We start from the raw sequence: 23,681 nt of genomic DNA, 5'->3' as shown, positions 1-23,681 counted from the left end.
TGACAGGGGGCTTCCGTTTTGGCGGGAGCCCCCTTCGCGTTACGCCGGATACGCGTGCGTCTGGGTCGCCTTGACCGTCGCCCAGACCGATGCGCCCTGATGCAGGTCCAGTTCGGCGGCGGCGACCGTGGTGAGGTCGGCGGCCAGGGGGAGTTCGCCGGTGAGGGCGGTGCGGATCTGGTCGCCGTGGGTCTCCAGGCCCGTGACCTCGCAGCGCCAGAGATTGCGGGCGCTGGAGCCGGTGGGACGGTCGCGGAACAGGGTCACCGCGCTGGGCGGGAAGGCGACGAACACCTCGCCGGTGAGGTCCTCCGTGGTGGTGATCGCGGGGCCGGTGTCGAGCGTGACCGTGTGACCGTCGGCCCGGCCCTTGTAGAGGTTGAGGCCGACGAGCTGGGCGATGTAGTCCGTGCGCGGGTGGCGGGCGATGTCGGCGGGGGCGCCTTCCTGGACGACCGTGCCGTGCTCGATCACGACCAGCCGGTCGGCCAGCACCATGGCGTCCAGGGGGTCGTGGGTGACCAGGACCGCGACCGCCTCGAACTCGGCCAGGTGGCGGCGGAGTTGGGCCCGTACGTCCAGGCGGGTGCGGGCGTCCAGGGCGGCGAGGGGTTCGTCGAGGAGCAGGAGGCGCGGGCGCGTCGCCAACGCCCGGGCGACGGCGACGCGTTGGGCCTGGCCGCCGGAGAGTCTGCGGGGCTTGGCGCCTGCGTGCTCGGCGAGACCCATGCGGTCCAGCCACTCGGCGGCGACCGCGCGGGACTCCGCCTTGGTCGCGCCCTGGCAGCGCGGGCCGAAGCCGACATTGTCGAGGGCGGTGAGGTGAGGGAAGAGGAGGTAGTCCTGGAAGACGACGCCGACCGGGCGGGATTCCGGCGGCGTACGGTCCAACACCGCGCCGTCCAGCCGTAGATGACCGGCCGTCAGATCGACCAAGCCGGCCAGGGCGCGCAACGCGGTCGTCTTTCCGGCGCCGTTGGGGCCGAGCAGGGCGACCACGTCTCCCGGTGCGGCGGTCAGGGAGACGTCGAGGCGGAAGGTGCCGCGGTCCACGACGAGATGGGCGTCGAGGCCCTCGTCGGTCGCGGTGAGGTCGCTCATGAGGCGGTCATCCAGCGGTCGCGGAGTCCCGCCAGGACCGCGATCGACACGGCCAGCAGGACCAGGCTGAGGGCGATCGCGGCCTCCGGGTCGTTCTGCAGGGCGAGGTAGACCGCGAGGGGCATGGTCTGGGTGCGGCCGGGGAAGTTGCCGGCGAAGGTGATCGTCGCGCCGAACTCGCCGAGCGCGCGGGCCCAGGCGAGGACCGCGCCGGCCGCGATGCCGGGGGCGATCAGCGGGAGGGTGACCCGGCGGAACGCCGTGAAGCGGGAGGCGCCCAGGGTCTGGGCCGCCTCCTCGTAGCGCGGGTCGGCGGCACGCAGGGTGCCCTCGACGCTGATGACCAGGAACGGCATCGCCACGAACGCCTCCGCGACCACGACGCCGGTCGTGGTGAAGGGGAGGGTGATGCCGAACCACGAGTCGAGCCACTGGCCCACGACACCGTTGCGGCCGAGGGCCAGGAGCAGCGCAACACCGCCCACCACCGGGGGCAGGACCAGCGGGAGTGTCACCAGGGCCCGGACGAGGCGACGGCCGGGGAACTCAGTGCGGGCCAGCAGCCAGGCCAGCGGCACGCCCAGGACCAGGCACACCGCCGTCGCCGCCGTCGCGCTCAGCAGGGAGAGCTGGAGCGCCTGCCAGACCTGGGTGCTGGTCAGTTGGCCCGGCAGGGACCGCCATGGAGCCCGCACGAGGAGGGCGATCAGCGGGAGGAGCAGGAACGCCAGGCCCACCAGCGCGGGCACCAGAAGGGGGAGCGGCACGCCGCGGCCCGTCATCCGGACACGGCGACGCCGCGGGCCGCCCTTCAGGGTCTCGGCCGCGGCGTCGGAGGTGTCGAGCCGGGTCACGGATTGCTGGGTCACGGCTTGAGGAAGCCTGCCGCGGACAGCACCTTCTGGCCCTCGGCGGACTGCACGAGCGCGATGAACGCCTTGGCGGCTACGGCGTTGGGCGCGTTCTTCAGAAGGGTGATCGGGTAGTCATTGATGGCGTTGGCGGACTCGGGGAACTCCACGCCCTCCACCTTGCTGCCGGCGGCGTGCACATCGGTCTTGTAGACGACCGCCGCGTCGGCCTCCTTCAACACCACCTTGTTCAGGGCCGACTTGACGTCCGCCTCGTACGACACCGGGGTGAGCTTCAGCTTGCTCGCCGTCAGCGCCTTCTGGGCGGCGGCGCCGCACGGCACCGTCTTGTCGCACAGCACGACCTTGAGCGAGGACTTGGTGAGGTCCTTCAGGGAGGCCACCTTGTCGGGGTTCCCCGGCAGCGTGGCGATCTCCAGTTGGTTGCGCACGAACGTGGCCGGCGTGCCGACGCCGTCGCCCTTGTCCGTGACGATCGCCATCGTCTTGGGGCTCGCGGCGGCGAACACGTCGGCCGGGGCGCCACCGGTGATGCTGGCCGCGAGGGTGTCGCTGCCGCCGAAGTTGAAGGTGACCTTGGTGCCCGGGTGCGCCTTCTCGAACTCCTTGCCCAGGGTGGTGAAGGACTCCTGGAGCGAGGCGGCGGCGAAGACGGTGACGGTGCCGGACAGCTTCGTCGACGCGGACGCCGACGCGGAGGTGTCGGACTTCGTGGAGGAGGAGTCGTCGTTGGACGAGCAGGCGCTCAGGGCCAACAGCGCGGCGGAGCCGGCGCCGGCCACCTGAAGGGTCCGGCGGGTCCGACGCGCGGAACGGGTCATCACGGTTCTACTCCTCTGATTCTGCTGATAAGGGGTCGTCGCGCCCTTGCCCGGCCGCAACAGCCGTGCCGCGATGATACTGCCGCATATGCAAGGTGTAAGTCTCCTGTCGCATCGCATGAGCTGCACTATTCGCTTGCGGGGTGCGCATGTGCGTTTGTACGGGACTGCCGTCCGGGTACCACATTCCGGGAGGTGGTGGCTCGTGACGCTCGCGCAGCTCGACCTGACGGGGGACCTCGCCCGGCCCGCCCGGCTGACCGTGCCGGACCTGTTCGACTGGCCGCTGCACCGGGTGCGGGTCAGCTTCGAGTGCGCCACCAGCGGCACCCAGGTGCACCGCTTCACGGGACCGCGCCTCTACGACGTCCTGTCCGCGGCAGGTCCCGGCTTCGACCCCGTCCGCCGCAAGGACCGGCTGCGCTTCCTCATCGCGGTGAGCGGTGCGGACGGGCACCACGCACTGCTGTCGTGGGCCGAGATCGATCCCGACTTCGCTCATGCCCCTGTTCTGCTCGCTGTCAGCATCGACGACACCCCGCTCGACCGCGCGGGACCGCAACTGGTGCTTCCGCAGGACCGTTGCGGGGCCCGGCACATCAGTGGGATCAGTGCGATACGGGTGGACGGTGGATACGGCGTGGCGCCTGACCTGCACGTTGCACGGGAGGTTGGTGATGCTGCTCCGTCAGCTGGAGTATCTCGTCGCGCTCGCCCGTGAGCGGCACTTCGCGCGCGCCGCGGCGGCCTGCTACGTCTCGCAGCCCTCCCTGTCGGCCGCGATCCGCCGCCTGGAGCACGAGCTGGACGTGCCGATCGTGCGGCGCGGCAGACGGTACGAGGGGCTGACCCCGGAGGGTGAGGTGGTGCTGGCCTGGGCGCACCGCATCCTGGCCGAACGGGACGCCCTGCACCAGGAGTTGTCCGCCCTGCGCGGCGGACTGACCGGCACCCTGCGGCTCGGCGTGGTGCCCACCGCGCTGCCCGCCGCCTCCCTGCTCACCACCCCGTTCTGCGAACGGCACCCCCGGGCTCGGGTCGCCCTGGAGTCGCTGGCGTCCGTCGACATCACCCACGGGCTCGCCGAGTTCGAGCTGGACGCGGCGATGACCTACCTGGACGACGACACCCTGCGCAACGTCCGCCGCTTCCCGCTCTACGAGGAGCGGTACGTCCTCCTGACGCCCGTCGACGGCCCGCTCGGCGGCGTCGCCAGGGCCAGTTGGGCCCAGGCGGCCACCCTTCCCCTCTGCCTGCTCAACTCGCGGATGCGCAACCGCCGCATCATGGACGAGTGCTTCGCCGCCGAGGGTGCCACGGCGTCCCCGGCGATCGAGTCGGACAGCGTCGCCGGGCTCTACACGCTGCTGCCCGGCGGGCGTTGGTCCAGCGTGATCTCGCACGCGTGGCTCCACATGTTCGACGTACCCGAGGGGATGCGGGTGGTGCCGCTGAACGGGCCCGCGCACGGTCCCCGGGTCGGCCTGGTCGTCCCCCGCACCGAGCCCCAATCCGTGCTGGCGGAAGCCTTGTTGAAGGTCGCGAGGGAGGCGGGCGTACGGGACGCGCTGGACGAACTCCTGCACACCTACCTGGGCGACAGCCGCTGAGCGACCGCTGATAGAAGCGGGCTATCCCGGCATAGCAACGTTCGCTTTGACCAGGGCGATTCCCTCCGAGGATCGTGAAGTGCATCTTCCGCCAACGGAGTTGAGGAGCCGCGACATGGCCAAGGTTCTCTGTGTCCTGTACGACGACCCCACCGACGGATACCCGACCTCGTACGCCCGCGACGACCTGCCCGTGATCGACCACTACCCGGGCGGCCAGACCACCCCCACCCCCGAGGCCGTCGACTTCACGCCCGGGCAGCTCCTCGGCAGCGTCTCCGGTGAACTCGGCCTGCGCGCCTACCTGGAGGCCGCCGGGCACACCCTCGTCGTCACCTCCGACAAGGACGGCGAGGGCTCGGTCTTCGACCGTGAGCTGGCCGACGCTGACATCGTGATCTCCCAGCCGTTCTGGCCCGCGTACCTGACCCCCGAGCGGATCGCCGCCGCCAAGAACCTCAAGCTCGCGGTCACCGCCGGTATCGGCTCCGACCACGTCGACCTCGACGCGGCGGTCGCGCACGGCGTGACGGTCGCGGAGGTGACGTACTCCAACAGCATCAGCGTCGCCGAGCACGTCGTGATGATGACGCTCTCCCTCGTCCGCAACTACCTGCCGTCCCACCAGGTCGTGCTCGACGGCGGCTGGAACATCGCGGACTGCGTGGCCCGTTCGTACGACCTCGAAGGCATGCACGTCGGCACGGTCGCCGCCGGGCGGATCGGGCTCGCGGTGCTGCGGCGGCTCGCGCCCTTCGACGTGAAGCTGCACTACACCGACCGGTACCGGCTGCCGCGCGAGACCGAGGAGGAACTCGGGCTCACCTGGCACGAGTCGGCCGCCGACATGGTGCCGCACTGCGACGTCGTGACGATCAACGCGCCGCTGCACCCCGAGACGGAAGGGCTGTTCGGCGACAAGCTGCTGGCGCAGATGAAGCGCGGCGCGTATCTCATCAACACCGCGCGGGCGAAGATCGTCGACCGGGACGCCGTCGACCGGGCTTTGCGCGCCGGGCAGTTGGCGGGTTACGCCGGTGACGTGTGGTTCCCGCAGCCGGCCCCGGCCGACCACCCGTGGCGGACCATGCCGCACCACGGGATGACCCCGCACATCTCCGGCTCCTCGCTGTCGGCGCAGGCCCGGTACGCGGCGGGCACCCGGGAGATCCTGGAGGCCTTCTTCGCCGGGCGGCCGATCCGCGACGAGTACCTGATCGTGGACGGGGGCGCGCTGGCCGGTACCGGCGCCCACTCGTACTCCGTCAACAAGTGACGGCCGGGGCCACCGCACGCCTCACACACGGTCGATATGTACGTTCGTCGACTTCACGCGGGCGGTGGCCTCCATGCCGACTTCCAGGCCGAGTTCCTCGACGGCCTCCCGGGTCAGCAGCGAGACCAGCCGGTGCGGGCCCGCCTGGATCTCGACCTGGGCCGCGACATCTCCGAGCTTGATCGCGGTGACGATGCCGGGGAAGGCGTTGCGCACCGAGGTGTAGGAAGGGTCCTCCTCGACACCGCCCGCCTTCGCCAACTCGACCGAGAACGCGGCCAGGGCGACCCCGTCGATGAGCCGGCGCCCGCCCTCGTCGCGGTGGGTCGTCACCCGCCCCGCGTCCGCCCACCGGCGTGCGGTGTCCGGGCTGACGCCGAGCAGCCGCGCCGCCTGGCCGATTGTGTAGGACTGCATACGCGCCACCCTAGGGCCACGGACGAGAGGCGGTGGACGGGGGATCGGCTCTGGGGTATAACGCGATATAGCGCCAGGGCGTCGATCGGGGTGAGGGTATGTCGGGTGAGCTGACGAGCACGACCGGGTTGCGGGCCTCGCATGCGGACCGGGACCGCGTCGTGGACGTGCTGACCGGCGCCGCCGGCGACGGACGGCTGACCGCCGAGGAGCTCGACGAGCGCGTGGAGGCGGCCCTGACCGCCCGCACACTGGGGGAGCTGGCGGTCCTGACGGCCGACCTGCCGGTGACGGCGGAGACGGGCGCGGTGGAGGTCAAGGACGTCGGCCGGATCGAGCAGCGCGGCAGTTCGACGCGGCGCGGTGACGGCTGGGTGGTGCCTCGCCGGCTGGAGATCGTCTCGCACCTCGGCGATGTGACGCTCGACTTCACCCAGGCGGTGATCACCCAGGACACCCTGCGCATCGACCTGGACATGCAGCTGGGCAAGCTGCGGCTGATCATCGGGCCGGGTGTCGTGGTCGACACCGACTCGCTGGTGACCGGCTACGGCAAGGTCAAGACACGTGGGCCCGGTGACGCGGGGGCCCAGGTCGACCTGCGGATCGAGATCGTCGGGCAGATCGGGTTCGGGAAGGTCCTGGTGCGCAGGACCCGGCACGCGGTCAGGAAATCCCCGACGCCCTGAGGACCGACCGCGCCGTCTCGTCGTCGATCAGATGGCCCAGGTGACACCGGACATCGGCGCCCTGAAGCAGCGTGCCGCGCTCCATCGAGTGCCGTATGCCCGTGTCCAGTTCGTGCCAGAGCAGCGGGTTGGCGACCAGGACCCGGGGGTCGAGTTCGAGCCATTGCCCGTGCGCGTCCCGCAGGACCAGACGGGCGGAGACATCGCCGTACTGCCGTACGACGGTCAGCGCGTCCGTGTGCACCGTGCGCCGCAGCAGCGGGCTGTCCACCGTGAGCCAGCCGGGGCCGGCGGTGACGCGGTGCGGCAGCAGGACGGCGCAGAGCGTCGCCGACATGGCGAACCACAGCAGCGCGCGGGTCAGGGTCAGGGTGCCCGCGTCCCAGTCGACCAGCAGGGTCATGCCGAGGAAGCCGAGCGCGCAGCCCGCCGCCAGCCGGGCGTCGCCGCGCCAGTGGCGGTCGCCGGCCGGGTCCGGTGGTGGGGTGCTGTGCCGCATGAGGCCGACCGTAGGCCGCCGCGCACGCGCCGTGTGGGCCGCTGACGGGCCTCTTACGCTGCGCGACCGGATTTTGTCGTGTCTCTTACGGTGCCGTCCTCAACCGGTGTGCACGCGCGGGCGCCGGGTGCGGTCCGGTTCCGCCTCGCGCAGGACCTCGCGGGTGACCGGGGCGACCTCGCCCTGGCCGAAGAGGAAGAAGCGCAGGAAGTTGGCGAAGGGGTTGCCCTCGGTCCACTCGAAGTAGATGTGCGGGGTGCAGCCGGTCGTGTCGCGGACGTGCAGCATCAGCGCGGCCAGGGCGTTCGGGATGGAGGAGGACTCCAGGGTCAGCACCCGGTAGCGGTTGTGCAGTACTTCGCCGCGCACGGTCAGGCCCGCCTCGAACTCGGAGGCGTCGAGGACCGTCACCTCGACGAAGACGAAGTCCTCGCCGGGGATGTCGTTGTCGTTGCGGATCTGCTCGATCTTGTCGCGGTACTCGGCCTTGTCGCGGTTGTCGGGCTCGTTGGCGACGAAGCGGATCTTGCGGCTGGCCATGTCCCGGATGAAACGTTCCGCCATGGGGTCCAACTGCACGCTCGTGACGCGGAGTTCGAAGGCGCGGGCCAGCCGGGACAGCAGGGAGACCAGGATGATGCCGGCGATGAAGCAGGCGCCGATCTTCACACCGTCGGGGCGTTCGATGACGTTCACGACGGTGACGTAGAGCAGGACGGCCGAGACGACCCCGAAGGCGACCGTCCAGTTGCGCTGGCGGGCACGGTGGGCCGCGATGGTCACCGCGATCGCGGCCGAGGACATCAGGACCAGGACGCCGGTGGCGTAGGCGCCGCCCTGGGCGTCGACGCTGGCGTCGAAGATCCAGGTGACCAGGAACGCGATCAGCGTGAAGACGATCACCATCGGGCGCACCGCGCGGGCCCAGTGCGGGGCCATGCCGTAGCGGGGCAGATAGCGCGGCATCAGGTTGAGCAGACCGGCCATCGCGGAGGCGCCGGCGAACCACAGGATGGCGATGGTCGAGAGGTCGTAGACCGTGCCGAAGCCGTTGCCCAGGTACTGGTGCGCGAGATAGGCGAGCGCACGGCCGTTGGCGTCACCGCCGGCCTTGAACTCCTTCTCCGGGATGAGCACGGTGGTGATGAAGCTGGTGGCGATCAGGAACACGCTCATGATGAGCGCGGCGGTCGTCAGCAGCTTCTTGGTGTCCCGGATCCGGCCCTTGGGGTTCTCGTGGGTGTCGTCGGGGTCGCCCTCGACGTGCGGCATGACGGCCACGCCGGTCTCGAAGCCGGACAACCCGAGCGCCAGCTTGGGGAAGACCAGCAGGGAGACGCCCACCATCGCGAAGACGTTGCCGTGCTCGGTGGTCAGGGCGCTGGTCCAGTCGGTGACCACATGGGCCTCGGTGAGCACGTGCCACATGCCGACGACCACGACCACCACGTTGAGGCTCAGGTAGATCGCCACAAGGTACAGGGCGACGCCGATCGCCTCCAGGAAGCCCTTGAGGAACACCGCGCCGAGCAGGGCGACCAGGACGAGCGTGATCAGCATCTGCTTGTCGTGCAGGGCGTTCGTCAGATGCGGGTTCTCCACGAGGTGGGTGGAGGCGTCAGCCGCCGACAGGGTGATGGTGATCAGGAAGTCGGTCGCCGCGAACCCGAGCAGGGTGAGGACGAAGAGCTTGCCCTTCCAGAACGACAGCAGCCGCTCCAGCATCGCGATGGAACCCTCGCCGTGCGGGCTCTCCTCGGCGACCCGTCGGTACACCGGCAGGGCGCCGGCCAGGGTGACCACCACCAGCACGATCGTCGCGACCGGGGAGAGCAGTCCGGCCGCGAGGGCCGCGATACCCGGCTGGTAGCCGAGGGTGGAGAAGTAGTCGACGCCGGTCAGGCACATCACCCGCCACCAGCGCTGGCCCTGGTGGGCGTGCTGCTCGGGTTCCGGTGCGGTCCTCGCGGCCTGCCCGCCCTTGCCCATGTCGGCCAGCCCCTCCAGCATCCAGGCGCGCAGGCGACTGGGAGGAGGGTGTTCGGTCGTGGCCATCGGCGTGCTCCTGAGGTGCGGGTCAGCGTGCGGTTTCCGGCCATCACGCGGACGGCGGCACCAGCGTAAGCGGAGAGTGACGCGTGGGCCCATGGATGAGGGGGTCGTGGGCGTCAATCTTCCGTTAAGACTGGCCGGGTGGACGGCAGGAGCGCATCAGGAAGAGGTGGCCGGGGCCGATCTGGGGCGGGTTGGGCTGTATGGGGAGCGCGGGCGGGCGGTGATCGTTGGCGGATACCGAGCGTTACGGCATGCCGGGTGGTCCGGAGTGGGATGGGCGCTGCTTGCCCGGAGCCCCGCCGCGTCAGACGTCCGCCAGCCTCGCCTCCTCCAGGTCCAGGGACCGCTGGAGCCGCCTGCGGGTCGTGTCGCTGATGGAGTGGTCGTCGTAGAGGCGTTGCAGTTCCACCGCTTCGACGGCGATCAGGTCGCGGCGGAGCTGGCGGTAGACCAGGTCGGCGGATTCCGTGTGGGCTACGCCGTTGTCGTCGGAGAGGCGGTCGCGGGCGTCGTCGAGGCGGGCGTTCAGGCCGCGGCGGAGGCGGTCGAGGACCACGTCGGGTACGGCTTCCAGTTCCGCGAGTTCGTCGAGGCGGCGGATGCCCGCGTCGGCCAACCGGCAGCGGGCGGAGGCCTCTTCGCGTTCCGTGTGGTCGGGTTCCAGGGCGATGCCGGAGCGGCGGACCACCGGGGCGAGCGTGAAGCCCTGCACGACGAGGGTGACGACCACGACCGAGGTGGTGAGGACCAGGACCAGGGGGCGGTCGGCCAGCGTGGCGCCGCTCTTCGTCACCTCCGGGATCGACAGGGCCGCCGCCAGCGGAAGGACCCCTCGGGTGCCCGCCCAGGTCAGCACCATCGGCACCCGCCAGTTCACCCGGTGCGTCCCGCCCTTGCGCTGCACCACCGCCGACAGGGGCGCCAGCCACAGCAGTCGTACGGCGATCAGGGTGCCCGCCACCGCGAGCGCGTACAGCGGCCACGCCCGGTCGCCGTCGGACAGCGCCCGCACCTGGGCCGGCAGCGCGAGTCCGATCAGCGAGAACACCACGCTCTCCAGCAGGAACACCACCGTGCCGTAGACGGCGTGCAGTTGGAGTCGGATACGGGCGTTGGTGAGCCGGTCGCCGCGACCGCCCAGCACCACGCCCGCCACCACGACCGAGGTGACGCCGGAGGTGTGGGCGCCCTCCGCCAGGACGTAGGCCGCGTACGGCGTGACCAGGGCGATCACCGTCTCCAGGACCGGGTCCTCGGTGCGTCGCCGGATCAGCGTCACGACGTAGGCGACGGCCGCGCCGATGACCGTGCCGCCGCCCGCCAGCACGACGAACTCATCGCCCGCCGCGCCCCAGTCGGCCGCGGCCGAGGCCACGGCGATGCTCACCGCGACCCGGAACAGGACCAGCGAGGTCGCGTCGTTGAACAGGGACTCCGCCTGGACGAGCACCTGGACCCTGGGCGGCAGCGCCAGCCGTCGGCCCAGCGCGGTGACCGCGACCGGGTCGGTGCTGGCCAGAACCGCGCCGAGGACGAACGCCATCTGCCAGGACAGCGGGGTCACCCGCGACGCCACCCAGCCCACCGCCGCCGCGGACGCCAGGACCAGGCCGATCGCGAGGATCCCGACCGGCTGCCACACCGCCTTCAGCTCGCGCCAGGGCACATCCTCGGCACTGGCGTAGAGCAACGGCGGCAGGACCACCAGGCCGATCACGTCCGGGCTGATCTCGATCGGCGGGGTGCCAGGCAGCAGCGCTACGGCGAGACCTGCGACCACCAGCAGGGAAGGCGCCGGGATGCGCCACCGGCGGGCGAACGTCGCCACCAGCGTCGCCAGCACCACGAGAGCGAGAACCGTACCGACGCTGCGCATGCCGTCCCCCTGGGGCCTCGGACGAGCCCATGCGGACTCCCCGCCGACCAGACTTCCCGGCACACCGCGGTCACCCTAACCCGGCCGGGGGCCGTCAAGACAGCGTCAACGTCCTTGGGAGCAGCGCCTACGGGCCGTAAGAGTCCCGTCAAAGGCGTACGCATCGCCGTAAGGGAGCCGTCAACGGCGGCCATATCCGGTCACGGGCGCGGTTACCTCGAAGCGTCCGTTCCCTTCGCACCTCACTCCAGGAGCTCACGATGGCCGATCTGGCCTTCGTCGTCACCACGATCGCGGTCTTCGCGCTGGTGGCCCTCGTCGCCAAGGGGGTGACGAAGCTGTGACCGCCGAAAACGTCGTCGGCCTGATCGTGGCCGTCGCCCTGCTGGGCTATCTCGTCCTCGCCCTGATCTTCCCGGAGAGGTTCTGAGCCACCACATGGGTCCCGTACTCGCAGGCATCCTCCAGTTGCTCGCCCTCATAGGTGCGCTGGCCCTCGCCTACATCCCCCTCGGCACCTACATGGCCAGGGTCTACTCCTCCGACAGACATCTGCGGGTCGAGAAGTGGATCTACAAGGGCATCGGTGCCGACCCGAACACCGAGATGCGCTGGCCCGCGTATCTGCGCGGTGTGCTCGCCTTCTCGGCGGTCGGCGTGCTCTTCCTCTACCTGCTCCAGCGGATCCAGGGCATCCTGCCCGGCTCGCTGGGCTTCTCCTCGGTGAGTCCGGCGCAGTCGTTCGACACGGCTGTGTCGTTCGTGACGAACACCAACTGGCAGTCGTACTACGGCGAGCAGACCATGGGTCACGTCGTACAGACCGCCGGTCTTGCCGTGCAGAACTTCGTCTCCGCGGCCGTCGGTATCGCCGTAGCGGTGGCTCTCGTACGGGGCTTCGCGCTCCCCCACTCTCGGCTTCGCTCGAGCGGGGGGACCCCCATCCGCACCGGTGAACTCGGCAACTTCTGGGCCGACTTGGTGCGCGGTGTCATCCGCATCCTGGTTCCGCTCTCCGTCGTCGCCGCGATCGTGCTTGTCGCGTGCGGCGCCATCCAGAACTTCTCCGGCATCCATGAAGTCGGTCAGTTCATGGGCGGGCAGCAGCAGTGGAACGGCGGGGCTGTCGCCTCCCAGGAGGCCATCAAGGAGGTCGGTACCAACGGCGGCGGTTACTTCAACGCCAACAGTGCCCATCCGTTCGAGAACCCGACGCCGTTCACCAACCTGTTCGAGATCTTCCTGCTGCTGGTGATCCCGTTCTCGCTGACCCGCACCTTCGGTGTGATGGTCGGCTCGGTCAAGCAGGGCTACGCGATCCTCGCGACCATGGCGACCATCTGGGTCGGCTTCGTCGCCCTGATGATGTGGACCGAGTTCGCCCACCACGGCCCGGCGCTCCAGCTCGCGGGCGGTGCGATGGAGGGCAAGGAACAGCGCTTCGGCGTCGGCGCCTCCTCGATCTTCGCGGTGTCCACCACCCTGACCTCGACGGGCGCGGTGGACTCCTTCCACTCCTCGTTCACCGGCCTCGGCGGCGGAATCACCATGCTGGGCATGCAGTTGGGCGAGATCGCGCCCGGCGGTACCGGCTCCGGCCTCTACGGCATGCTGATCATGGCGGTCATCGCGGTGTTCATCGCCGGGCTCATGGTCGGCCGTACGCCCGAGTACCTGGGCAAGAAGATCGGCACCCGCGAGATGAAGCTCGCGGCCTGCTACATCCTGATCACCCCGGCCCTGGTGCTGATCTTCACCGGTATCTCGATGGCCCTGCCGACCCCGCCGCACTCGATGCTCAACTCCGGCGCGCACGGCTTCTCCGAGGTGCTGTACGCCTTCACCTCGGCCGCCAACAACAACGGCTCGGCGTTCGCCGGTCTGAACGCGAACACCGACTGGTTCAACACCATGACGGGGCTCGCGATGGTGCTCGGCCGCTTCCTGCCGATGGTGTTCGTGCTGGCCCTGGCCGGCTCGCTGGCCGACCAGCGGCCCGTCCCGGAGACCGCGGGCACCCTGCGCACCCACAAGCCGCTCTTCGTGGGCCTGTTGGTGGGCGCGATCCTCGTCATCACCGGTCTGACCTACTTCCCGGCCCTGGCGCTGGGCCCGCTCGCCGAGGGGCTGGCGTCATGACCACCCATATAGAAAAGTCAGAGGACTCGATGTCCACAGCCACACCGACCCGCGCGCCGCACGACGACCTGCCGACCGGCCACAAGGACGAAGGACGGGTCGGCGCGGGCCTGTTCGACCCGAAGCAACTGATCAGGTCCCTGCCCGACGCCTGCCGCAAGCTCGACCCGCGGGTCATGGTCAAGTCGCCCGTGATGTTCGTGGTGTGGATCGGGTCCGTCCTGACCACGGTCTTCTCCTTCAAGGACCCGGGCGACTGGTTCGGCTGGGCGATCAGCGTCTGGCTGTGGCTGACCGTCGTCTTCGCCAATCTGGCGGAGGCGGTCGCCGAAGGCCGCGGCAAGGCGCAGGCCGACACCCTGCGCAAGGCCAAGACCGACACCATCGCCAGGCGGCTCAGCGGCTCCGTCGAGGAGCAGGTCCCCGGCACCGGACTGCGTATCGGCGACCTGGTCGTCTGCGAGGCGGGCGACGTCATCCCCGGCGACGGCGACGTCGTGGAGGGTGTGGCGAGTGTCGACGAGTCGGCCATCACCGGCGAGTCCGCGCCCGTCATCCGCGAGTCCGGCGGCGACCGCAGCGCCGTCACCGGCGGCACGAAGGTCCTCTCCGACCGCATCGTCATCAGGATCACGACGAAGCCCGGCGAGACCTTCATCGACCGGATGATCGCCCTGGTGGAGGGCGCGGCCCGGCAGAAGACGCCCAACGAGATCGCCCTGAACATCCTTCTTGCGTCCCTCACCATCGTCTTCCTGCTGGCCTGCGCCACGCTGCCGCCGTTCGCCGACTACGCGGGCACGCACCTCACCATGGTCGTCCTGGTCGCCCTCCTGGTCTGTCTGATCCCGACCACGATCGGCGCGCTGCTCTCCGCGATCGGCATCGCGGGCATGGACCGGCTGGTGCAGCGCAACGTACTGGCCATGTCCGGCAGGGCGGTCGAGGCCGCCGGTGACGTCTCCACCCTGCTGCTCGACAAGACCGGCACCATCACCCTCGGCAACCGCCAGGCCGCCGAGTTCGTGCCGGTGACCGGCACCACCGAAGCCGATCTCGCCGACGCCGCCCAGCTCTCCTCGCTGGCCGACGAGACGCCCGAGGGCCGCTCCATCGTCGTCCTGGCGAAGGAGAGGTACGGTCTGCGGGAGCGCCACCAGGGCGAGTTGACCCACGCCGAGTGGATCGCCTTCACCGCCCAGACCCGGATGTCCGGCGTGGACATCGACGGGCGCAAGATCCGCAAGGGCGCGGCCGGTTCGGTCGTCGCCTGGGTCCGGGAGCGGGGCGGCGAGGTGTCCGAGGACGCCGGCCCGCTCACCGACCGGATCTCCGCGGCCGGCGGCACCCCGCTGCTCGTTGCCGTCGAAGACACCGAAGGCGCACGGGTGTTGGGCGTCATCCACCTCAAGGACGTCGTCAAGGCGGGCATGCGCGAGCGGTTCGACGAGCTGCGCCGCATGGGCATCAAGACCGTAATGATCACGGGCGACAACCCGCTGACCGCCAAGGCGATCGCGGACGAGGCCGGCGTCGACGACTTCCTCGCGGAGGCCACTCCCGAGGACAAGATGGCGCTCATCAAGCGGGAGCAGGCGGGCGGCAAGCTGGTCGCGATGACCGGCGACGGTACGAACGACGCGCCCGCGCTGGCCCAGGCGGACGTCGGCGTGGCGATGAACACGGGCACGTCGGCCGCGAAGGAGGCCGGCAACATGGTCGACCTCGACTCGAACCCGACCAAGCTCATCGAGATCGTCGAGATCGGCAAGCAACTGCTCATCACCCGGGGCGCGTTGACGACCTTCTCGATCGCCAACGACGTCGCCAAGTACTTCGCGATCATTCCGGCGCTGTTCGCGGCCGTCTATCCCGGCCTGGACAAGCTCAACATCATGCACCTGGCCTCGCCCGACTCCGCGATCCTCTCCGCGGTCGTCTTCAACGCGCTGGTCATCATCGCGCTGGTCCCGCTCTCCCTGCGGGGTGTGCGGTACCGGCCGGTCAGCGCGGACAAGATGCTGCGGCGCAATCTGACGATCTACGGCATCGGCGGGCTGATCGCGCCCTTCGTCGGTATCAAGATCATCGACCTGCTCATCTCCCTCATCCCCGGGATCGGCTGATCCATCATGAACAACTCGGTATCCAACACAGCCCGGTTGCTCTGGGCGGGCCTGCGCGCCCTCCTCGTGCTGACCCTGGTGACCGGTGTCATCTACCCGCTGGCCGTCACAGGTGTGGCCGAGGCGCTCTTCAGCCACCAGGCGAACGGCTCGGAGATCAAGTCGGAGGGCAAGGTCGTCGGTTCCTCGCTCATCGGCCAACAGGGCTACAGCCTGGACTACTTCCAGGGGCGCCCCGCCAACGGACTCGGCACGAACTCGGTCAACACCCAGTACAAGTTGATCCTCTCCGGTGCCACCAACCTCTCCGCCGACAGCAAGGTGCTGCTCCAGCAGGTGGAGAAGGCGAAGGCGGCGGTCGTCAAGGACAACTCCGTGCCCGGCTACACCGTCAAGCCCTCCCAGGTGCCCGCCGACGCCGTCACCTCCTCCGGCTCCGGCCTGGACCCGGACATCTCCCCGGCCTACGCCGAACTCCAGGTGCACCGGGTCGCGGAGCGGAACCACCTCTCCGTCCCCCAGGTCGAGAAGCTGGTGAAGAACCACACCGACGGCCGCACCCTCGGCTTCATCGGCGAGCCCACGGTGAACGTGCTGGAGCTCAACATCGCGCTCAAGTCCCTTGTGACCAAGAGCTGATGGCGTTACGCGACCGGCAGGGGAGTCGGCGGCGCCGGGGGGGGGCAGCCGGACGTCGTGATGCTCGACCTCGGACTGCCCGACATGGACGGCGTCGACGTCATCAAGGCGCTGCGCCGACGACCACCCTCGTCACCCAGAAGCACCTGTTGCAGGAGGTGTGCGGGGTGTCCCAGAGCAACAAGACCAACCATCTCCGGGTCTACATGGCCCAGTTGCGCCGGAAGTTGGAGGGGGACCCGTCGAGCCCCCACTATCTGATCACCGGGCCCGGCATGGGGTACCGCTTCGAAGGATGACATGCGTCCGACCTTGCCCCGCTCGAAGGATCCACCTACAGTCCCGCTCCGTAATGTTCGTCGAGTGGTCCGAAACATTCGATCGGACCGGACGGAGGGCCGACACGGATGCGGACGTACGACAACCCGGTCATCGGCGGGTTCCATCCCGACCCCAGCGTGTGCCGGGTCGGCGAGGACTACTACCTCGCGTGCTCCAGCTTCGAGTACTTCCCCGGGGTCCCGCTCTTCCACAGCCGGGACCTGGTGCACTGGCGCCAGATCGGCAACGTACTCGACCGGCCTAGCCAGTTGGACCTGCCGGACGACACCCCGGCGTCGGCCGGCATCTACGCCCCGACCCTCCGCCACCACGACGGCCGCTTCCACCTGATCACCACCGACGTACGGGGCAAGGGCACCTTCCTGGTCACCGCCGACCGGCCCGAGGGTCCCTGGTCGGACCCCGTGCTCGTGGACGTGCCCGGCATCGACCCCGACCTGGCCTGGGACGAGGACGGCGCCTGCTGGTGTGCCGTCGCGGGGGTGAAGGTCGCCCGCATCGACACGGCGACCGGCAAGGTCCTGGAGGGTCCGTTCCCGGTGTGGTCCGGCACCGGACTCCAGCACCCGGAGGCCCCGCACCTCTACCGCGTCGGCGACTGGTGGTACCTGATGCTCGCCGAGGGCGGCACCGCGCACGGCCACAGCGTCTCGATCGCCCGCGCCCGCTCTCCGCGCGGCCCATATGAACCGGCTCCCGCCAACCCGATCCTCTCCCACAGCGGCACCGACCGGCCCATCCAGAGCACCGGCCACGCCGACCTCGTCACCGCCCCCGACGGCACCTGGTGGATGGTGCTGCTCGGCACCCGGCCGCGCGGCTGGTTCCCCGGCTTCCATGTGCTGGGCCGTGAGACGTTCCTGACCCCGGTGGAGTGGGTGGACGGCTGGCCACGGGTCGGTCCGGTGCGGGACCAGCACCCTGCCCCGGAGACCTGGCAGCCTCACCAACTCCCGCCGGTGCGCGACGACTTCGACACCCCTGCCCTCGCGTTCTCGTGGATCTCCCCGCGCCGCAGGCCGGACGCCACCTGGTCGCTGACCGAGCGACCGGGTTGGCTCACCCTCCACGCGGCGGCGGGCCCCACCTTCCTCGGCCGTCGGCAGCAGCACCCCGACTGCCGGGCGGCGGTCCGCATCGACCCCGGCTCCGGGCGCGCCGGACTCTCCGTCCGCATGGACGAGGCCCATCACTACGACATCGAGGTCGCCGGGGGAGCGGTGAGCGTGGTCGCGGAGATCGGCCCCGTACGGCAGCGGGTGGCGGAGGCGCCGGTGCCGGCGGGTCCGGTCACCCTCGCCGTCGACATCAGCACGGCGGACGTCGGCCTGCGGGGCCCCGACACCCTCACCTTCTCCGTGACGGGGTCCCAAGGTGCCGTAGAACTGGCCGAGTTGGACGGCCGCTATCTCTCCACCGAGGTCGCCGGGGGCTTCACCGGCCGGGTGATCGGCATGTACGTCACCGAGGGCAGCGCGGCCTTCGACTGGTTCGACTACGAGCCGATGGTGCGTCAGGAGCACCGAATGTGAAGGTAGTTGCCGAGATATTCGCGCGGTACAGGGGATTGCCACCGTTTGACAGGTGTCTCTAGGGTACGGCAGCAGCGCAGCTTTCTGGATTGACTCCGAAAGTTTCGACCTTCATCCCAAGGAGCGCACCATGGGCGAGTCGGCACTGTCCCGCAGACGTTTCCTGGCCACCTCCGTCGCTGCCGGTCTGGGTATGACAGCACTCGGCGGCTGCGGAGGAGGCTCGGACGGAGGGGCCTCGGGGACGACCACCCTGGAGTGGTGGCACATCAACACCACCGAACCCGCGAAGGGCATCTGGGCCGGACTGGCCCGGCAGTTCGAGGCACAGCACACCGGCGTCAAGATAAAGATCGTCACGCTGGAGAACGAGTCGTACAAGTCGAAGATGACGGCGCTCACCGCCTCCGGGAAACTCCCGGACGTCTTCCACACCTGGGGCGGCGGGGTCCTGAAGCAGCAGGTCGACGCCGGACTCGTCGAGGACCTCACCGACAGCACGAAGGCCTGGTCGGGCACGCTGCTGCCGGTGGCGAAGCAGGCGTATCTGCTGGACGGGAAGGTCTACGGCATCCCGGACGACATCGGGATGGTCGGCTTCTGGTACAACAAGTCGCTCTTCGAGCGGGCCGGCATCCCCCAACCCCCCACCACCTGGAGCGGGTTCCTCGACGCCGTGCGGAAGCTGAAGTCCGCCGGGATCACCCCCATCGGCCTGGCGGGCAAGGAGAAGTGGCCCGGCATGTACTTCTGGGCCTATCTCGCGATGCGCACCGCCGGCCTCGACGCCCTCCAACAGGCCGCCGACAGCAAGGACTTCACCGGCGCCGGGTTCGTCGCGGCGGGGCAGCACCTCAAGGATCTGGTCCAACTCCAGCCGTTCCAGAAGGGGTTCCTCGGCGCCGCCTACTCCACCCCGACCGGTGAGGCCGCCGCCGTGGGCAATGGCAAGGCCGCGATGGAGCTGATGGGGCAGTGGGCGCCCCTCACGCAGAAGAGCGCGGGCAAGGGCATCGGCGCCGACCTGGGCTTCTTCCCGTTCCCGACCGTGGAGGGCGGAAAGGGCGCGCTCACCGAGGTGTTCGGCGGAGGCGGCGGCCTCGCCCTGCGCAAGGGCGCACCGCAGGCGGCCGTCGACTTCCTGAAGTTCTTCGCCTCGGCGGCCACCGACCGGCAACTCGTCACCAAGACCGGGGTGATCCCGGTGGTCACCGCCGCCGAGGACGCCCTGACCGACCCCAACCTCCAAGCCGTACAGGAGCAGTTGAAGAGCGCCACCGGCTTCCAGCTCTACCTCGACCAGGCCTACGCGCCCGCCGTCGGCCAGGAGGTCAACGACAGCGTGGCCGCGCTCATCGCCGGTTCCAAGTCGCCGAAGCAGGTCGCCGAGTCGATCACACAGACCGCGAAGGAGGAGCAGTAGGCCGAGCAGATGACCTCCACCTACCTCCCCGACAAGCGGTCCCGCCCGCCCCTCGCGCCTCCGGTCACCGCACCCGCCCCCGGCCGGGGAAGGCGCCGTGTCCTCAACTGGCTCACCGCGATCGCCTTCCAGCTCCCCGCCCTCGCCCTGTTCGGCCTCCTGGTCCTCCTGCCGATCCTCTTCGCGATCTACGCGTCCCTGTTCCGCTGGGGCGGCTTCGGGATGCCGTCCGACTACACGGGCGCCGACAACTTCACCCGGCTCTTCCAGGACCCCGTGTTCCTGGGCGACTTGTGGCGCTGCGCGCTCCTGGTCGTGCTGTCGCTGGCGCTCCAACTGCCGTTCGCGCTCGCCATGGCGGTCCTGCTCAACCAGCGGCTGCGCGGCCGGGCCGTCTACCGGATGCTGTTCTTCGCCCCGTACGTCCTGTCCGAGGTCGTCACCGGAGTGCTCTTCAGCATGATCTTCGCGCCGGACGACGGCCTCGCCGACCATGTCCTCGGTGCCGTGGGCCTCGACGCGCTCGGTGGCAAGTGGTTCGCCGATCCGTCGACCGTGATGGCGACCCTCTTCCTCGTCATGACCTGGAAGTACTTCGGCTTCCACATGATGCTCTACCTCGCCGGACTCCAGGCGATCCCGGCCGAGTTGACCGAGGCCGCGATAGTCGACGGCGCCGGACCCTGGCAGCGCTTCCGCGGGGTCACCCTGCCGCTGCTCATGCCGACGCTCCGGATCAGCGTCTTCCTGTCCGTCATCGGGTCCATCCAACTCTTCGACCTGGTCTGGGTGATCACCGCCGGAGGCCCCGACCACCACTCCGAGACCATGGCCATCTCCATGTTCCAGTACGGCTTCAAGCGCTACCAGGTCGGCTACGCCAGCGCGATCAGCGTGGCCATGTTCGGCATCAGCCTCGTCTTCGCCCTCGCCTACCAGCGGTTCGTGCTCCGCCGCGACCTGGCGGGCGCGACCACCACCATGCGGGGAGGCGGCGCGTGAAGTCCCGTACACGTACGACGGTTTCGCTGCACGCGGTCCTGATCGTCGTCGGTGTGGTGATGGCCGTACCGCTGGTGTACGCGGTCGTCTCCGGCTTCAAGTCGACAAGTCAGCTCTCCGGCAACCCGATCGGGCCGCCCCACCCATGGGTCGTCTCCAACTACACCGGCATCCTCGGCTCGGGCTCCTTCTGGCGGCTGGCCGGCAACAGCACGCTGATCGCGGTGGCGACGACGGTCCTGGTGGTCGCAGTGTCGGCGCTGGCCGCGTTCTCCTTCGCCCGATTCGCCTTCCGGGGGCGGGAGTTGCTGTTCACACTGTTCACGATGGGGCTGATGTTCCCGTTCGCGGTGGCCGCGCTGCCGCTGTTCCTGCTGCTGCGCTCCCTGGACCTGCTGGACAATCCGCTGGGCGTGATCCTCCCGCAGGCCGCGTTCGGGCTGCCGATGACCATCGTCATCCTGCGCGGCTTCTTCCGGGAGATCCCGGCGGAGCTGGAGGAGGCGGCCACGCTGGACGGCTGTGGTCCGCTCGGTTTCTTCTGGCGGGTGCTGCTGCCGATGGCCCGGCCCGCGCTCGGCACGGTATCGGTGCTGGCCGTGGTCGCGAGCTGGAACAACTTCCTGCTCCCGCTGCTGGTGTTCACCGATCCCAAGTGGTGGACGATCCCCATCGGCGTCCAGCAGTTCCAGGGCCAGTACGCCTCCGACACGGCCCGCGTCTTCGCCTATCTCGTGCTGGCGATGATCCCGGCCCTCGCCTTCTACTCGGTCGCCGAGCGCCAGCTCGTCGGCGGCCTCACCGCCGGCGCCACCAAGGGATGACGGGCGCCGGACGACGAACTGCCCATCTATGAACAGGAGTCGCACCATGCCCAGAAACAGACTCAGGCTCGCGGGCGCCCTCGCCGCCGTCCTCATCGCGGCGGGCATCGCCACCGGCCCGCCCGCCCAGGCCCACGAGAAGCCCGCCACTCTCGCCCAACTCGCCGAGCGCCACGGCCGCTACTTCGGCAGCGCCACCGACAACCCCGAGCTGACCGACACCGCGTACACGAAGATCCTCGGCAGCGAGTTCGACATGATCACCCCTGGCAACGGCATGAAGTGGTATGCCACCGAGCCCCAGCAGGGCGTCTTCGACTGGACCAACGGCGACCAGATCGTGGACCTCGCCCGCGCCAACCACCAGCGGGTCCGCGCCCACACCCTGGTCTGGCACAGCCAGTTGCCCGACTGGCTCACCTCCGGCACCTGGACGGCCGACCAGCTCAGGGCCGTACTGAAGAAGCACATCACCACCGAGGTCCGGCACTACCGCGGCAAGGTCTACTCCTGGGACGTCGTCAACGAGGCCTTCAACGAGGACGGCACCTACCGCGACACCATCTGGTACCGCACGCTCGGCCTCGGTTACATCGCCGACGCGCTCCGCTGGGCCCACCAGGCGGACCCGCACGCCAAGCTCTACCTCAACGACTACAACATCGAGGCCACCGGCCCCAAGAGCGATGCCTATTACGCCCTCGCCAAGGAGTTGAAGGCCCAGCACGTGCCCCTCGACGGCATCGGTCTCCAGGCCCACCTGGCGCTCCAGTACGGCTATCCGACGACCCTGGAGGACAACCTCCGGCGCTTCTCCCGCCTGGGGCTGGACACCGCGCTCACCGAGGTCGACGTCCGGATGCAACTCCCGGCGACCGACGCCAAGTTGGCCGAACAGGCCACCTGGTACCGAGACCTGACCGAGGCATGCCTCGCGGTGCGCCGGTGTGTGGGCGTGACGGTGTGGGACTACACGGACAAGTATTCGTGGATTCCGGCGTTCTTCCCCGGTGAGGGAGCGGCTCTTCCGTGGGACGAGCAGTTCGCGCCCAAGCCCGCCTATTTCGCACTCCGGGAGGCACTCGGATAGCAGCCGACTACGGGGAGTGATCAGCCCCGGATATACGTCGGGGCCGGTGCGCACCGAAGTGTGTGCGGCCGGCCCCTCATGTTCTTGAAATACTCAGGCGGCCGTCATCACCTGGCGGTGCGGAGCGATGATCTGGCCGTCGGGCAGTAGCTCACCGGTGTCCTCGAACAGGAGAACGCCGTTGCACAGCAGGCTCCAGCCCTGTTCCGGGTGGTGCGCCATGAGGCGGGCGGATTCCCGGTCGGCGGATTCGGCTGTGGGACACGGTGGCTGGTGCTTGCACATGGGTGGGATCTCTCGCTCTGTCGTGGTCATGTCCGTCCCCCGTGGTGTTGAGTCACTCCGAACCCAGTGTTGCCCCACGGGCGTCAATCCGCAGGGATTTAGCAGCACCGCTTCTCACAGGTTAGTGACGCTTCACCCGCGCGGACGGTTCATCCCAATTCCCAAGCTCGTACGAGCTTTTTCCTGCTCGTACGAGCGTTACAAGCGTAATAGGGCCGGAAACGCGATCGTACCCCGCTACCGGGAATTCGGCGGCGGGGTACGGGGGTGACTTCGGAGAGAAGTCAGGCGGGTGAGCCGAGTAGTGGCGCCGGAGTCACCCGATGGGTCAGCACCGGCAGCAAGTCTGCGACCCGGTGCGGACGGTGGGCCGCGATGCCGGGCGGTGCAGGGGCCAGTGGGACCAGCAGATCGGTCGCGTCGGGATGGCCGTCGGCGCCGTCCGCGGTGAGGTCGCCGTGCAGCCAGAGCGTGAGCATGTAGAGGCCGGGTACCGAGAGAAGGCGCGGCTGGTAGGCGCCCTTCATGTTCTCGGCCTGGCGCAGCGCCCGCTCGGTGGAGGTGATGTACGGGCCCTCGAAGAAGTGCGAGAACGCCCAGCCGTCGGGGGTCAGCATCGTCTCGGCCGCGGCGACCGCGCGGTCTCCGCAGCGGATCAGGAAACGCCACCCGGCCAGCCGGGTGACGGCCGTCCCTTCCGCGGTGACGCGGTCCAACACATGTACGGGCAGCGGGAGTTCGGGTGTTGCCGGTCCCTGGGCCGCGCGCAGGGACGGTGTTCGGGCCTCGCGGACGGCGGTGGGGGAACCGAGTGCCGTGAGAACGGAGCGCAGGGCGGGCGCGGGAGCCGGGGGGACATGCAGCGGCATGGTGGGTCGCCTCTCATTCGACAGGCACGGTGGCGCGAGGGCGGGACGGGGGCGGACGGCGCTGTCTGCTCTCGGGGTCAAGGAGGCGGGGGCCGGGAGTGCTGTGAACATGGGTGGGGCCTGCCGCACGTCACCTCGACGGCAGGACCAGGACGGTGGGCGCCAGCCTTCTGACTTGTTCGCGGAGTTTATAC

22 protein-coding genes and 1 pseudogene are annotated in these 23,681 nt (G+C 69.6%); 14 read left to right on the top strand and 9 right to left on the bottom strand.

Features of this window, described 5'->3' with window-relative positions; genetic code table 11:
- Window positions 1-39 precede the first annotated feature (39 nt).
- Genes AB0M63_RS20635 through modA form a run of 3 tightly spaced genes read right to left on the bottom strand, consistent with a single transcriptional unit; the run spans window position 40 to window position 2,794 of the window.
- Window positions 40-1,101, bottom strand: a complete 1,062-nt coding sequence (locus AB0M63_RS20635; RefSeq protein WP_366020367.1) for an ABC transporter ATP-binding protein — start codon at window positions 1,099-1,101, stop codon at window positions 40-42.
- Window positions 1,098-1,955: a molybdate ABC transporter permease subunit gene (gene modB / locus AB0M63_RS20630; RefSeq protein ID WP_355904462.1), complete on the bottom strand. Its 858-nt coding sequence runs from the start codon at window positions 1,953-1,955 to the stop codon at window positions 1,098-1,100. Before modB ends, AB0M63_RS20635 begins: the two co-directional genes overlap by 4 nt.
- 11 nt (window positions 1,956-1,966) lie before the next feature.
- Window positions 1,967-2,794 carry a molybdate ABC transporter substrate-binding protein gene (gene modA, locus AB0M63_RS20625; RefSeq protein ID WP_355903775.1) on the bottom strand — a complete coding sequence of 276 codons (828 nt, stop codon included), beginning with the start codon at window positions 2,792-2,794 and terminating at the stop codon, window positions 1,967-1,969.
- Window positions 2,795-2,999: 205 nt separating this feature from the next.
- Here modA and AB0M63_RS20620 point away from each other — a divergent pair, with 205 nt between their 5' ends.
- From AB0M63_RS20620 to AB0M63_RS20610, 3 genes are all read left to right on the top strand, one after another.
- The gene (locus AB0M63_RS20620; protein ID WP_355903778.1) at window positions 3,000-3,515 is read left to right on the top strand and encodes a molybdopterin-dependent oxidoreductase; all 516 of its coding nucleotides are present in this window, start codon (window positions 3,000-3,002) and stop codon (window positions 3,513-3,515) included.
- Window positions 3,472-4,404, top strand: a complete 933-nt coding sequence (locus AB0M63_RS20615) for a LysR family transcriptional regulator (RefSeq protein ID WP_355903781.1) — start codon at window positions 3,472-3,474, stop codon at window positions 4,402-4,404. Before AB0M63_RS20620 ends, AB0M63_RS20615 begins: the two co-directional genes overlap by 44 nt.
- Window positions 4,405-4,519: 115 nt before the next feature.
- Window positions 4,520-5,680, top strand: coding sequence for an NAD-dependent formate dehydrogenase (locus AB0M63_RS20610; RefSeq protein ID WP_366020366.1), 1,161 nt, complete (start codon window positions 4,520-4,522; stop codon window positions 5,678-5,680).
- A gap of 21 nt (window positions 5,681-5,701) precedes the next feature.
- On the opposite strand, the gene AB0M63_RS20605 is transcribed toward AB0M63_RS20610, so the two are convergent.
- On the bottom strand, window positions 5,702-6,097 hold the full coding sequence (locus AB0M63_RS20605) for a helix-turn-helix transcriptional regulator (protein ID WP_355903787.1): 396 nt from the start codon (window positions 6,095-6,097) through the stop codon (window positions 5,702-5,704).
- A gap of 98 nt (window positions 6,098-6,195) precedes the next feature.
- On the opposite strand from AB0M63_RS20605, the gene AB0M63_RS20600 reads away from it, so the two are divergent.
- Complete coding sequence (locus AB0M63_RS20600; RefSeq protein ID WP_366020365.1) at window positions 6,196-6,786, top strand: DUF1707 domain-containing protein; 591 nt, start codon at window positions 6,196-6,198, stop codon at window positions 6,784-6,786.
- Here the strand turns inward: AB0M63_RS20600 and AB0M63_RS20595 are convergent.
- From AB0M63_RS20595 to AB0M63_RS20585, 3 genes are all read right to left on the bottom strand, one after another.
- Window positions 6,764-7,285: a hypothetical protein gene (locus tag AB0M63_RS20595; RefSeq protein WP_355903793.1), complete on the bottom strand. Its 522-nt coding sequence runs from the start codon at window positions 7,283-7,285 to the stop codon at window positions 6,764-6,766. The two genes, AB0M63_RS20600 and AB0M63_RS20595, sit on opposite strands and share 23 nt — an antisense overlap.
- A gap of 99 nt (window positions 7,286-7,384) precedes the next feature.
- Window positions 7,385-9,340 carry an amino acid transporter gene (locus AB0M63_RS20590; RefSeq protein WP_355903796.1) on the bottom strand — a complete coding sequence of 652 codons (1,956 nt, stop codon included), beginning with the start codon at window positions 9,338-9,340 and terminating at the stop codon, window positions 7,385-7,387.
- A gap of 304 nt (window positions 9,341-9,644) precedes the next feature.
- A complete protein-coding gene (locus AB0M63_RS20585) occupies window positions 9,645-11,216 on the bottom strand; it encodes a Na+/H+ antiporter (RefSeq protein WP_366020364.1) in 1,572 nt (523 codons plus the stop codon).
- Between the two features lie 340 nt (window positions 11,217-11,556).
- Here AB0M63_RS20585 and kdpF point away from each other — a divergent pair, with 340 nt between their 5' ends.
- The 10 genes and pseudogenes from kdpF (at window position 11,557) to AB0M63_RS20535 (ending at window position 22,333) form a co-directional block, all read left to right on the top strand.
- Window positions 11,557-11,646, top strand: a complete 90-nt coding sequence (gene kdpF / locus AB0M63_RS20580) for a K(+)-transporting ATPase subunit F (protein ID WP_018566520.1) — start codon at window positions 11,557-11,559, stop codon at window positions 11,644-11,646.
- A gap of 8 nt (window positions 11,647-11,654) precedes the next feature.
- Window positions 11,655-13,355 carry a potassium-transporting ATPase subunit KdpA gene (gene kdpA, locus AB0M63_RS20575; protein ID WP_366020363.1) on the top strand — a complete coding sequence of 567 codons (1,701 nt, stop codon included), beginning with the start codon at window positions 11,655-11,657 and terminating at the stop codon, window positions 13,353-13,355.
- A gap of 29 nt (window positions 13,356-13,384) precedes the next feature.
- Window positions 13,385-15,481, top strand: coding sequence for a potassium-transporting ATPase subunit KdpB (kdpB, locus tag AB0M63_RS20570; RefSeq protein WP_366020362.1), 2,097 nt, complete (start codon window positions 13,385-13,387; stop codon window positions 15,479-15,481).
- A 6-nt stretch (window positions 15,482-15,487) separates the two neighbouring features.
- A complete protein-coding gene (locus AB0M63_RS20565) occupies window positions 15,488-16,120 on the top strand; it encodes a potassium-transporting ATPase subunit C (RefSeq protein ID WP_366020361.1) in 633 nt (210 codons plus the stop codon).
- 128 nt (window positions 16,121-16,248) lie between these two features.
- Window positions 16,249-16,419: pseudogene (locus AB0M63_RS20560) on the top strand (winged helix-turn-helix domain-containing protein); the annotation flags it as partial.
- A 108-nt stretch (window positions 16,420-16,527) separates the two neighbouring features.
- Complete coding sequence (locus tag AB0M63_RS20555; RefSeq protein ID WP_366020360.1) at window positions 16,528-17,994, top strand: glycoside hydrolase family 43 protein; 1,467 nt, start codon at window positions 16,528-16,530, stop codon at window positions 17,992-17,994.
- Window positions 17,995-18,124: 130 nt separating this feature from the next.
- Entirely contained in the window at window positions 18,125-19,417 is a 1,293-nt protein-coding gene (locus AB0M63_RS20550; RefSeq protein WP_355903817.1) for an extracellular solute-binding protein, read from the top strand.
- A gap of 9 nt (window positions 19,418-19,426) precedes the next feature.
- Window positions 19,427-20,419: a sugar ABC transporter permease gene (locus tag AB0M63_RS20545; RefSeq protein WP_366020359.1), complete on the top strand. Its 993-nt coding sequence runs from the start codon at window positions 19,427-19,429 to the stop codon at window positions 20,417-20,419.
- Complete coding sequence (locus tag AB0M63_RS20540) at window positions 20,416-21,243, top strand: carbohydrate ABC transporter permease (protein WP_355903824.1); 828 nt, start codon at window positions 20,416-20,418, stop codon at window positions 21,241-21,243. The genes AB0M63_RS20545 and AB0M63_RS20540 overlap by 4 nt, the downstream gene beginning before the upstream one ends.
- A 46-nt stretch (window positions 21,244-21,289) precedes the next feature.
- Window positions 21,290-22,333: an endo-1,4-beta-xylanase gene (locus AB0M63_RS20535; RefSeq protein WP_366020358.1), complete on the top strand. Its 1,044-nt coding sequence runs from the start codon at window positions 21,290-21,292 to the stop codon at window positions 22,331-22,333.
- Between the two features lie 93 nt (window positions 22,334-22,426).
- Here AB0M63_RS20535 and AB0M63_RS20530 read toward each other — a convergent pair whose 3' ends face one another.
- Together AB0M63_RS20530 and AB0M63_RS20525 are read right to left on the bottom strand one after the other, a co-directional pair.
- Entirely contained in the window at window positions 22,427-22,618 is a 192-nt protein-coding gene (locus AB0M63_RS20530; RefSeq protein ID WP_329245543.1) for a DUF5999 family protein, read from the bottom strand.
- Between the two features lie 284 nt (window positions 22,619-22,902).
- Complete coding sequence (locus tag AB0M63_RS20525) at window positions 22,903-23,487, bottom strand: hypothetical protein (protein WP_355903830.1); 585 nt, start codon at window positions 23,485-23,487, stop codon at window positions 22,903-22,905.
- Between the last annotated feature and the right edge of the window lie 194 nt (window positions 23,488-23,681).

It is taken from the genome of Streptomyces sp. NPDC051576 (genome assembly GCF_040681835.1).
Classification (GTDB): domain Bacteria; phylum Actinomycetota; class Actinomycetes; order Streptomycetales; family Streptomycetaceae; genus Streptomyces.
The sequence above is the reverse complement of the archived record's forward strand: the minus strand, read 5'-3'. Positions and strand labels throughout refer to the sequence as shown.

Excerpts from the sequence above, each read along its gene's own strand:
- AB0M63_RS20635 (WP_366020367.1), bottom strand. The coding sequence starts at position 1,101 with ATGAGCGACCTCACCGCGACCGACGAGGGCCTCGACGCCCATCTCGTC.
- modA (WP_355903775.1), bottom strand. The coding sequence starts at position 2,794 with ATGACCCGTTCCGCGCGTCGGACCCGCCGGACCCTTCAGGTGGCCGGC.
- AB0M63_RS20615 (WP_355903781.1), top strand. The coding sequence starts at position 3,472 with ATGCTGCTCCGTCAGCTGGAGTATCTCGTCGCGCTCGCCCGTGAGCGG.
- AB0M63_RS20610 (WP_366020366.1), top strand. The coding sequence starts at position 4,520 with ATGGCCAAGGTTCTCTGTGTCCTGTACGACGACCCCACCGACGGATAC.
- AB0M63_RS20605 (WP_355903787.1), bottom strand. The coding sequence starts at position 6,097 with ATGCAGTCCTACACAATCGGCCAGGCGGCGCGGCTGCTCGGCGTCAGC.
- AB0M63_RS20600 (WP_366020365.1), top strand. The coding sequence starts at position 6,196 with ATGTCGGGTGAGCTGACGAGCACGACCGGGTTGCGGGCCTCGCATGCG.
- AB0M63_RS20595 (WP_355903793.1), bottom strand. The coding sequence starts at position 7,285 with ATGCGGCACAGCACCCCACCACCGGACCCGGCCGGCGACCGCCACTGG.
- AB0M63_RS20590 (WP_355903796.1), bottom strand. The coding sequence starts at position 9,340 with ATGGCCACGACCGAACACCCTCCTCCCAGTCGCCTGCGCGCCTGGATG.
- AB0M63_RS20585 (WP_366020364.1), bottom strand. The coding sequence starts at position 11,216 with ATGCGCAGCGTCGGTACGGTTCTCGCTCTCGTGGTGCTGGCGACGCTG.
- kdpA (WP_366020363.1), top strand. The coding sequence starts at position 11,655 with ATGGGTCCCGTACTCGCAGGCATCCTCCAGTTGCTCGCCCTCATAGGT.
- kdpB (WP_366020362.1), top strand. The coding sequence starts at position 13,385 with ATGTCCACAGCCACACCGACCCGCGCGCCGCACGACGACCTGCCGACC.
- AB0M63_RS20565 (WP_366020361.1), top strand. The coding sequence starts at position 15,488 with ATGAACAACTCGGTATCCAACACAGCCCGGTTGCTCTGGGCGGGCCTG.
- AB0M63_RS20555 (WP_366020360.1), top strand. The coding sequence starts at position 16,528 with ATGCGGACGTACGACAACCCGGTCATCGGCGGGTTCCATCCCGACCCC.
- AB0M63_RS20550 (WP_355903817.1), top strand. The coding sequence starts at position 18,125 with ATGGGCGAGTCGGCACTGTCCCGCAGACGTTTCCTGGCCACCTCCGTC.
- AB0M63_RS20545 (WP_366020359.1), top strand. The coding sequence starts at position 19,427 with ATGACCTCCACCTACCTCCCCGACAAGCGGTCCCGCCCGCCCCTCGCG.
- AB0M63_RS20535 (WP_366020358.1), top strand. The coding sequence starts at position 21,290 with ATGCCCAGAAACAGACTCAGGCTCGCGGGCGCCCTCGCCGCCGTCCTC.
- AB0M63_RS20530 (WP_329245543.1), bottom strand. The coding sequence starts at position 22,618 with ATGTGCAAGCACCAGCCACCGTGTCCCACAGCCGAATCCGCCGACCGG.
- AB0M63_RS20525 (WP_355903830.1), bottom strand. The coding sequence starts at position 23,487 with ATGCCGCTGCATGTCCCCCCGGCTCCCGCGCCCGCCCTGCGCTCCGTT.